This window comes from Amycolatopsis sp. NPDC059657, from assembly GCF_042734395.1.
Taxonomy (GTDB): domain Bacteria; phylum Actinomycetota; class Actinomycetes; order Mycobacteriales; family Pseudonocardiaceae; genus Amycolatopsis.
The window spans coordinates 1-10753 of the sequence record NZ_JBHWEB010000198.1; the positions used below are offsets into that span (position 1 = coordinate 1).

At 66.4% G+C, this 10753-nt stretch carries 4 protein-coding genes; all 4 read right to left on the reverse strand.

Features of this window, described 5'->3' with window-relative positions; genetic code table 11:
- Positions 1-562 precede the first annotated feature (562 nt).
- Positions 563-1762: an MFS transporter gene (locus ACFV15_RS46330; protein ID WP_378359654.1), complete on the reverse strand. Its 1200-nt coding sequence runs from the start codon at positions 1760-1762 to the stop codon at positions 563-565.
- 57 nt (positions 1763-1819) lie between these two features.
- Positions 1820-2365: a peptidase inhibitor family I36 protein gene (locus ACFV15_RS46335; protein WP_378359656.1), complete on the reverse strand. Its 546-nt coding sequence runs from the start codon at positions 2363-2365 to the stop codon at positions 1820-1822.
- A gap of 199 nt (positions 2366-2564) precedes the next feature.
- A complete protein-coding gene (locus ACFV15_RS46340) occupies positions 2565-6476 on the reverse strand; it encodes a DNA-directed RNA polymerase subunit beta' (RefSeq protein WP_378359657.1) in 3912 nt (1303 codons plus the stop codon).
- Positions 6477-6565: 89 nt separating this feature from the next.
- The gene (locus ACFV15_RS46345; RefSeq protein WP_378359658.1) at positions 6566-10057 is read right to left on the reverse strand and encodes a DNA-directed RNA polymerase subunit beta; all 3492 of its coding nucleotides are present in this window, start codon (positions 10055-10057) and stop codon (positions 6566-6568) included.
- Positions 10058-10753: the final 696 nt, after the last annotated feature.

Consider the following 10753-nt stretch of genomic DNA (forward strand, 5'->3'; position numbering starts at 1 on the left):
CCGTCGAGTTCGAGACCCTGTACAAGTCAGGCGACCTGATCAGCCTGGTCGCCTGACCCCAACAACGAGTCTCTACCGAACCCGGGGCGGTTCAGCGGGCGGTTAGAGCGAGCCAGTGTTTGACGACCTGCCCCTGGTGTGGGTGTGCCGGGGCACGGCGCGATCAGGGTGTTTGTCTGGCCGGGTGGTGAGCGCGGCGTTCGTGTGGTTGGTGAGTGGGTTTTGAGGCGTTGAACGACCTATTTCCCACCCACCAGGCCGCGTTCTGAGTGACAAGGCGGGTGTGTCGAGCGAGTGGAAGGATTTCTGCATCCAACGGAGCAAACCTTCCACTCACGCCGAGCCCCAACGGTTAGGTAACCGAGTACCGGTCAACTAGAACCGCCCGCAACGCTTCGCACGGCGGGCTCCCGTCCCTGCACGGACGACACGCGTACGCAGACGGACATCATGCGTACCCAGCTGGACGACACGCCCGACGAGGCGGCAGCTCTCGGCCGGCCGTGTCGTCCATCCATGCTCGCGTGTCGTCCGGCTGTGCACGTCTGACGCCATGGCGTCACTATCCACATTCGACCCGCTCCACCTCGCGAAGCGCCGGAACACAGGTGAGCAGCGTGAGCGCGAGGACAGCGAGTGTCCCACCGGCTACCGAGACCAGAACAAATCCGCCGCCGACGTAGAGCTGCGCGGACGAAAGACTCGCGATCGCCGACGCGCCCCAGACCAGAGCGTCCACCGAACCCTGTACCCGGACACGCTCGTCGGCTGGCAGGTCCCGGCTCAGCAGGCTGCTCCCGCCGACGAAACACAGGTTCCACCCGTACCCGAGCAGGAAGAGCGCGAACGGCAGCCCGGTCGTGTGCGCGGTCGGCGCCGCGATGGCGGTCGCCGCGGCCAGCGCGAGCACACCGAGCCCGGCCGCGATGGCCACCCGGCCGCCGAACCGGTCGGCGATCCGCCCGGACAGCGGCGCCAGCGCGAACATCCCGATCATGTGCGCGCTCAGCACCCAGCTGACCACGTCGAGCCCGTGCTCGTGGTCCTGCAGCTGCAACGGCGTCATCACCATGAGTGCGACCATCACCAGTTGCGCGACGATCATCGCCAGCAGCGGCCGCAGCACGACCGGCCGCCGCAGCACCGCCCTGATCTCGATGTTCGCCGGCGCGACCGGACTGCCCGCCGCCCTCGGCAACGTCATCGACGCCAGGCAGGCCGCGCCTGCGCTCAGCACGGTCACCACGACCGGCCCGGACAGCGGCGGCAACCCCAGCCGCTCGGCCGCGTGCGCGGCGGGCGCGATCAGCGCGGGCCCGGCGAGCGCGCCGACCGTCCCACCCCAGACCACAGTGGACAGTGCGAACCCGCGTCGCTCCGGCGGGTACAGATCCGCTGCCAGATAACGGGAAAGCTGCGCGCCGCCCTGTCCGATCCCGAGCAGCAGAATCCCGCCGACCAGCATGAGGAGCGACGACCGGACCGCACCGCCGAACGCCACCGCCGCACCGAAGGTCCCCACCGCGTACCCGAGCGACAGCGCGAACCGGCGACCTTTCCTGGCGAGCACGTACCCGGACGCGAACGCGCCGATCGCGGTGCCCAGCACGCTCGCGGTACTGGGCAACCCGCTCCACCCCGGCCCGTTCGCCTTCGCGACGATCAAGGTCGCCACCGTCGTCGGGCCGGTCATCGCGGTGTTCATCAGCGCGACACACGCGAACAAGGTGATCATCGACCGCGTGCGCACCGGGTTCCCCATGGTTGCCGATGCTAAGCAACCGCGGCGGCCGCCCACACCCCTTTTAGGCCGGAGTTGTCACGAGCAGACAGTGGTGCGGGTATAGATGTAGAGGGCCGAGGCCTGGTTGTCGTCGGCGGCGGGCAGGTGTTCCTTGCCGCTCACGCCGTGCGAGCCGTCCATGCAGCGAATCGTGTTGGGCGTGCTCACGTTGAAGTACCAGCGCGCGTCGAATCCCGTCGCGTTGATCCAGGAGCTCATCTGGTCGTTCCAGCTGGTGCTCCCGACCATCTGGTATTCGGGCAGGAAGATGAATTTCCCCTTCGTGGCGAAGGCGATGCCATAGCCCGTCAAATCCGGGCCGCTGAAGAAGCACACATAACCCGCCGGGCAGCCTGCCGCCTCGGCCGAAGGCTCGATCGTCTGCCGGACCGCACCGTTGTCCCACCAGAGCTCGTCGCCGACAAGTGACCAGCCCGGCTTGAGCGTTTCGACGTCGAACCCGGCTGCGGTCAGCTTGGCGGTGTCGCTCGGCGACGCCATCGACGACGGCGCCATCACGGTCAACCCCAGCACCGCGGTGACGGCCACACAGAAACCACGGAAAACGTTGCGCACGTTCATAAATCCCCCTCGAGTACGGCTTAACCCGCCTCGGCGATCATCCGGTACCCGGTCCACCGGGGGATAGTGGCGGATACGCCAATCGGAGGGGTCGCAAGGACGGAGGTGAGGGGCTCACGCCTAACCGGCCGTACCCTCACGACCAACGAAAAGCCCCCGACCTGAGACAGGTCGGGGGCTTTTCGCAGGACTACTCGGCTCAGCGGAAGTCGCGGCCGAAGTCGTAGTCGTCGAGCGGCACCGCGGCACCGGTACCCGTACCGAACACGTCCGGGGTGTAGTAGCCGTCGTCGTAGGACGGGATCGCGTAAGCGGCGACCCGCGCCTCCTCGGTCGGCTGGACCTGGATGTTGCGGTACTTGTTGATGCCCGTACCGGCCGGGATCAGCTTACCGATGATCACGTTCTCCTTGAGGCCCACGAGCTTGTCCGAGCGGCCGTTGATGGCCGCGTCGGTCAGGACTCGGGTGGTCTCCTGGAACGACGCCGCCGACAGCCACGAGTCCGTGGTCAGCGAGGCCTTCGTGATACCCATCAGCACCGGACGGCCCGAAGCGGGCTCGCCGCCCTCGGCCACCGACGCGCGGTTGGTCGCCTCGAACTTGGTCCGCTCGGGCAGCTCGCCCGGGAGGAAGTCCGTGGCACCGGAGTCGATGATCGTGACGCGGCGGAGCATCTGCCGGACGATGACCTCGATGTGCTTGTCGTGGATCGACACACCCTGCGCCCGGTACACCTTCTGGACCTCGTCCACCAGGTGCATCTGCGCCTCGCGGGGACCCATGACACGGAGCACCTCGTGGGGGTCCGGCGTGCCTTCGAGCAGCTGCTGGCCGACCGAGACGTGGTCGCCGTCGCCCAGCGGGCCGTTCGGGGTGTTCGCGAGCCGCTGACGCTTGGACAGCTTGTCGAAGATGATCTCTTCGCCGCCGTCGTCCGGGATCAGCGTGATCTTCCAGAACCGCTCGCTCTCCTCGATGCGCACGCGGCCATCGACGTCGGCGATCGGCGCCTTGCCCTTCGGCACACGAGCCTCGAAGAGCTCGGTGACACGGGGAAGACCCGTCGTGATGTCGTCACCGGCGACACCACCCTGGTGGAACGTACGCATCGTCAGCTGCGTGCCCGGCTCACCGATCGACTGGGCCGCGACGATACCCACGGCCTCGCCGACGTCGACGAGCTGACCGGTCGCCATCGAGCGGCCGTAGCAGGTCGCGCAGATGCCGACGACGGACTCACAGGTGAGCACCGAGCGGACCTTGACCTTCGCGATGCCGCTGGAGAGCAGCTTCTCGATGGCCGGGTCGCCGACGTCGTCACCGGCGTTGAGCACGACGTTGCCGTTGGCGTCGACAGCGTCGGTCGCCAGGTTGCGGGCGTAGATGCTGGTCTCGATGTGCTGGTCGCGCAGTACGCGGCCATCGGCCTGCAGGTCGCCGGTCTTCATCTGGATACCGCGCGTGGTGCCACAGTTGGTCTCGCGGACGATGACGTCCTGCGAGACGTCCACCAGACGACGGGTCAGGTAACCCGAGTCGGCGGTACGCAGCGCCGTGTCGGCCAGACCCTTACGGGCACCGTGCGTGGCGATGAAGTACTCCGCCACCGACAGGCCTTCACGGAAGTTCGCCTTGATCGGACGCGGGATGTACTCACCCTTGGGGTTCGACACCAGGCCACGCATACCGGCCAGCGACCGGATCTGCGTCATGTTGCCCGCGGCGCCCGACTTCACGATGATCGAAATCGGGTTGTCCTCGGGCAGCGCCGTCTCCATGATGCCGGCGACCTCTTCGGTGGCCTGCGTCCACACCTTGACGAGCTCGTTGTTGCGCTCGGTGTGCGACAGCTGACCGCGCTGGTAGCGCTTCTCGACCTGATCGGCCTTGCCCTCGTACTCGTCGAGGATGGCCTTCTTGCCAACCGGGACGAGAACGTCGGAGATGGCGACGGTGACACCCGAGCGGGTCGCCCAGTAGAAACCGGCGTCCTTCAGGCGGTCGAGGGTGTGCGCGACCTGGGTCATCGAGTAGCGCTCGGCGAGGTCGTTCACGATCACGGCCTGACGCTTCTTCGGCATCAGCTCGTTGATGAACGGGTAGTCCGCCGGGAGCAGCTCGTTGAACAGCACGCGACCGAGGGTGGTCTCGGCCAGCCACGGCTGCCCGGGCGCCCAGCCCTTTTCGGCCAGCTTGGCCTCGTCGGCCTTCGCGGGCTGACGGTCCTTGATCCGGATCTTGACCGGAGCGTGGAGGCCGATCGCCTTGCGGTCGAACGCCATGATGGCTTCGGCAGGGGAAGAGAAGGCCTTGCCGGCGCCTTCGGCGTTCTCGACGAGACGGGTCAGGTGGAACAGACCGGTCACCATGTCCAGACGCGGCATGGCGAGCGGGCGACCCGACGCGGGCGAGAGGATGTTGTTCGCCGAGAGCATCAGGATGCGGGCCTCGGACTGCGCCTCCGCCGACAGCGGGAGGTGCACGGCCATCTGGTCACCGTCGAAGTCCGCGTTGAACGCCTCACAGACCAGCGGGTGCAGCTGGATGGCCTTGCCTTCGACCAGCTGCGGCTCGAAGGCCTGGATACCGAGGCGGTGCAGGGTCGGCGCACGGTTCAGCATCACCGGGTGGCCGGTGATGACCTCTTCGAGCACGTCCCACACCTGCGGGCGCGAGCGCTCCACCATCCGCTTGGCGGACTTGATGTTCTGCGCGTGGTTCAGGTCGACCAGCCGCTTCATGACGAACGGCTTGAACAGCTCGAGCGCCATGTCCTTCGGCAGACCGCACTGGTGCAGCTTCAGCTGCGGGCCGACGATGATGACCGAACGGCCGGAGTAGTCGACACGCTTGCCGAGCAGGTTCTGACGGAACCGGCCCTGCTTGCCCTTGAGGAGGTCGGACAGCGACTTCAGCGGCCGGTTGCCCGGACCGGTGACGGGGCGTCCGCGACGGCCGTTGTCGAACAGCGCGTCGACGGCCTCCTGCAGCATCCGCTTCTCGTTGTTGACGATGATCTCGGGCGCGCCGAGGTCGATCAGTCGCTTGAGGCGGTTGTTGCGGTTGATCACGCGGCGGTACAGGTCGTTCAGGTCCGAGGTGGCGAACCGGCCACCGTCGAGCTGGACCATCGGACGCAGGTCCGGCGGGATCACCGGGACGGCGTCGAGCACCATGCCGCGCGGGTCGTTGCCGGTGGCCTGGAAGGCCGCGACGACCTTGAGCCGCTTCAGCGCGCGGAGCTTCTTCTGCCCCTTGCCGTTGCGGATGGTGTCGCGCAGGTTGTCGGCCTCGGCTGCGACGTCGAACTCCGCGGCCAGCTTCTGGATGGCCTCGGCGCCCATGCCACCGGTGAAGTACTCGCCGTACCGGTCGATGAGCTCGCGGTAGAGCAGCTCGTCGGCGATCAGCTGACGGGTGTCGAGCTTCGTGAAGGTCGTCCAGACCTCCTCGAGACGGTCCAGCTCGCGACCGGCGCGGTCACGCAGCTGACGCATCTCGCGCTCGCCGCCCTCCTTCACCTTGCGGCGGACGTCGGACTTGGCGCCCTCGGCCTCCAGCTCGGCGAGGTCGGCCTCGAGCTTCTGCGCGCGGGCCTCGATGTCCGCGTCACGCTTGGTCTCGAGGTTCTTGCGCTCGACGCCGATCTCGTTCTCGAGGGTCGGCAGGTCGTTGTGGCGCAGCTCGGTGTTCACGCCGGTGATGACGTAAGCAGCGAAGTAGATGATCTTCTCGAGGTCCTTGGGCGCGAGGTCGAGCAGGTAGCCCAGTCGCGAAGGAACACCCTTGAAGTACCAGATGTGGGTGACGGGAGCGGCCAGCTCGATGTGGCCCATCCGCTCACGGCGCACCTTGGCACGAGTGACCTCGACGCCACAGCGCTCGCAGATGATGCCCTTGAAGCGGACACGCTTGTACTTACCGCAGTAGCACTCCCAGTCACGGGTCGGACCGAAGATCTTCTCGCAGAAGAGCCCGTCCTTCTCCGGCTTGAGCGTGCGGTAGTTGATGGTTTCCGGCTTCTTCACTTCACCGAAGGACCACTGGCGGATGTCGTCAGCGGTGGCAAGACCGATCCGGAGCTCATCGAAGAAATTGACGTCCAGCACGTCTTTGCATCCCCTTGGGGTTGATTCGACTAGAGGGGGTTGGCGGCCGAAGCGGGAGCCCTTCGCAGAGCTCCCGCCTCTGACGCCGATCAGTGCACGACGTCGTCCACCGAGGGCGACTCGTTGCGGGACAGGTTGATGCCGAGGTTCGCGGCAGCGCGCTCGAGGTCTTCGTCGTCGGAGTCACGCATCTCGATCGACGAACCGTCGCTGGAGAGCACCTCGACGTTGAGGCACAGCGACTGGAGCTCCTTCAGGAGCACCTTGAACGACTCCGGGATGCCCGGCTCGGGGATGTTCTCCCCCTTGACGATGGCTTCGTAGACCTTGACGCGGCCGACCACGTCGTCCGACTTGATCGTCAGCAGCTCCTGCAGCGTGTAGGCAGCGCCGTACGCCTGCATCGCCCAGCACTCCATCTCACCGAAGCGCTGGCCACCGAACTGCGCCTTACCACCGAGCGGCTGCTGGGTGATCATCGAGTACGGACCGGTGGAGCGGGCGTGGATCTTGTCGTCCACCAGGTGGTGCAGCTTCAGGATGTACATGTAGCCGACCGAGACCGGGTACGGGAACGGCTCGCCGGAACGCCCGTCGAGCAGCGTCGCCTTGCCGTTCTCCTTGACCATGCGCTCGCCGTCGCGGTTCGGCTTGGTCACGCCGAGCAGCCCGGTGAGCTCCGTCTCCTTGGCGCCGTCGAACACCGGGGTCGCGGTGTTCGTGCCGGGGTCGACGTCGTAGAGCTCCTGGTTGAGGTTCGCCGCCCATTCGGGCTCGCCCTCGATCTTCCAGCCCTGCGACGCCAGCCAGCCGAGGTGCAGTTCCAGCACCTGGCCGATGTTCATACGACGCGGCACACCGTGCGTGTTCAGGATGATGTCGACGGGCGTGCCGTCCTCCATGAACGGCATGTCCTCGGCGGGCAGGATCTTGCCGATGACACCCTTGTTGCCGTGACGGCCCGCGAGCTTGTCACCCGGCTGGATCTTCCGCTTCTGGGCCACGTAGACGCGGACCAGCTCGTTGACGCCGGGGGGCAGCTCGTCGTCGTCCTCGCGCGAGAACACGCGGATGCCGATGACCTTGCCGGTCTCGCCGTGCGGCACCTTCAGCGAGGTGTCGCGGACTTCACGGGCCTTCTCACCGAAGATCGCGCGGAGCAGGCGCTCTTCCGGGGTCAGCTCGGTCTCACCCTTGGGCGTGACCTTGCCGACCAGGATGTCGCCGTCGCGGACCTCGGCGCCGATGCGGATGATGCCGCGCTCGTCGAGGTCGGCGAGCACCTCCTCGGAGACGTTCGGGATGTCCCGAGTGATCTCCTCGGCGCCCAGCTTGGTGTCGCGGGCGTCGATCTCGTGCTCCTCGATGTGGATCGACGTGAGCACGTCGTCCTGCACCAGGCGCTCGGAGAGGATGATCGCGTCCTCGTAGTTGTGGCCCTCCCACGGCATGACCGCGACGAGCAGGTTCTTGCCGAGCGCCATCTCACCGTTCTCGGTGGACGGGCCGTCGGCGATGACCTGACCCTGCTCGACCCGGTCGCCCTCGCTGACGATCGGGCGGTGGTTGAAGCAGGTGCCGTGGTTGGAGCGGCGGAACTTGTACAGTCCGTAGCTCTTCCTGGTGCCGTCGTCGTGCATGATCGTCACGAGGTCGGCGGAGAGCTCCTCCACCACACCGGCCTGCTCGGCGACCAGCACGTCACCGGCGTCGACGGCGGCGCGGAGCTCCACGCCGGTGCCGACCAGCGGCGCCTGGTTGCGCAGCAGGGGCACGGCCTGGCGCTGCATGTTCGCGCCCATCAGCGCGCGGTTCGCGTCGTCGTGCTCGAGGAACGGGATCATCGCCGTCGCGACCGACACCATCTGGCGCGGCGAGACGTCCATGTAGTCCACGTCCATCGGGTCGATCAGCTCGACCTCGCCGCCCTTCTTACGGACGAGCACGCGGTCTTCGACGTAGTGACCGTCTTCGGTGATCGGCGCGTTGGCCTGCGCCTTCACGAACCGGTCTTCCTCGTCCGCGGTGAGGTAGTCGACCTGGTCGGTGACCCGGCCCTCGACGACCTTGCGGTACGGGGTCTCGATGAAGCCGAACGGGTTGACCCGCGCGTACGAGCAGAGCGAGCCGATCAGGCCGATGTTCGGGCCTTCAGGGGTCTCGATCGGGCACATGCGGCCGTAGTGCGACGGGTGGACGTCACGGACCTCCATGCCGGCGCGCTCACGGGACAGACCACCGGGGCCGAGAGCCGAAAGACGACGCTTGTGCGTCAGGCCCGACAGCGGGTTGTTCTGGTCCATGAACTGCGACAGCTGGGAGGTTCCGAAGAACTCCTTGATCGCGGCCACGACGGGACGGATGTTGATCAGCGTCTGCGGCGTGATCGCCTCGACGTCCTGGGTCGTCATGCGCTCACGCACGACGCGCTCCATGCGGGACAGGCCGACCCGGATCTGGTTCTGGATCAGCTCGCCGACGGTGCGCAGGCGACGGTTGCCGAAGTGGTCGATGTCGTCGACCTCGACCGGGATCTCCTGGCCGTTGATCGTCATCTTGTCCTCGCCGGCGTGCAGCCGGACCAGGTACTCGATGGTGGTGACGATGTCCTCTTCGGTCAGCGTGCCGGTGTCGTACGGGCTCGTCTGACCCAGCTTCTTGTTGACCTTGTAGCGGCCGACCTTCGCGAGGTCGTAGCGCTTGGTCTTGAAGAACAGGTTCTCCAGGAGGGTCTGCGCGCTCTCCTTGGTGGGGGGTTCGCCCGGACGCAGCTTGCGGTAGATGTCGAGCAGTGCCTCGTCGGTACCGGCGGTGTGGTCCTTCTCGAGGGTGGCCATCAGCGTCTCCGAGAAGGAGAAGCGCTCACGGATCGCCTCGGTCGTCCAGCCCAGCGCCTTCAGCAGCACGGTGACCGGCTGGCGGCGCTTGCGGTCGATACGGACACCGACGGTGTCGCGCTTGTCGACGTCGAACTCGAGCCAGGCACCCCGGCTCGGGATCACCTTGACGGAGAAGACGTCCTTGTCGGTCGTCTTGTCGACGGCGGTGTCGAAGTACACACCGGGCGAGCGAACCAGCTGCGAAACGACGACACGCTCGGTGCCGTTGATCACGAAGGTGCCCTTGTCGGTCATCACCGGGAAGTCACCCATGAAGACCGTCTGGCTCTTGATCTCGCCAGTGTTGTTGTTCACGAACTCGGCGGTGACGAACAGCGGTGCCGCGTACGTCATGTCCTTGTCCTTGCACTCCTCGACGGAGGCCTTGACCTCGTCGAAGCGCGGGTCGGAGAAGGACAGGGACATGGAACCGGAGAAGTCCTCGATCGGGGAGATCTCGTTGAGAACTTCTTCGAGACCGCCGACGGGGTTCTCTTCACCTTCTTCGACGCGGCGTTCGAACCACGCCTCGTCGCCGGTGAACCATTCGAATGAACGGATCTGCACGTCAAGCAGGTTGGGGGTGCTCAGGGGCTCGCGGATCTTCGCGAACGAGACCCGCTTGGGTGCTCCTGGAATTCCCGTTGACGCCGTAGCCGTGGTGGTCGCAGCAGTGGCCTGGTTCGCGGGAGAGACTGCCAAGATGCGTCCTTCCGGGGACAAATGTGCGGTGAGCAGCCGCGATAGCAACAGCTATTACGGACTGTCAAGGGTGCCGTGTGCCCACTACTCTAACTACCGGCTCCGGGCAGCCTGAAAGAGGGCAGCGCAAAGAAGCAGTCTAGCCCGTAAGACGCACTCTGTCCAGGGGGCGCTCCCGATGGGGCCCAGCCTTGTCCGTGTCGTCTTCAGGTATGCCTCCACAGCTCGTCCGTCCCGCAACGGCTCCGCTGTTGTCAGTAAGCGTGAACCCAGCGGGGCTTCCAGTCAAGATGCCACGCCTCCATCCGACCGGTTGGCTCAGCGTCTTCGTCGGGTTCGCTCTGCGTGACCAGGGGTTCGCCGGATCCCGGCCAGCGGAGCTTGCGCAGCTCACGAGAAGGATCGAGGCCCGTCACCGCCCGGGTTGTGAGTGTCGCGGACGGCTCAGGCTGCCCGATACGCGGGTGCGGCTCGGCGCTCGCGAGGCGGTGCGAGTGGAAGGTTTGCTGCGTTAGACGCAGCAGAGGTTCCACTCGCACCGCCCCGCGCTTCGGAACCGACCAACGTTTCGCCAGGTCAGCACCGCCACGCACAAGCCCGTTCGTCACCCCATGAACGTGACGAACGGGGGCTTTCGCGCAACGCCCGGCGAGGCCAAGGCCGGCGGGGGTCGTGAGTGGTACGGCCGGTTAGAAC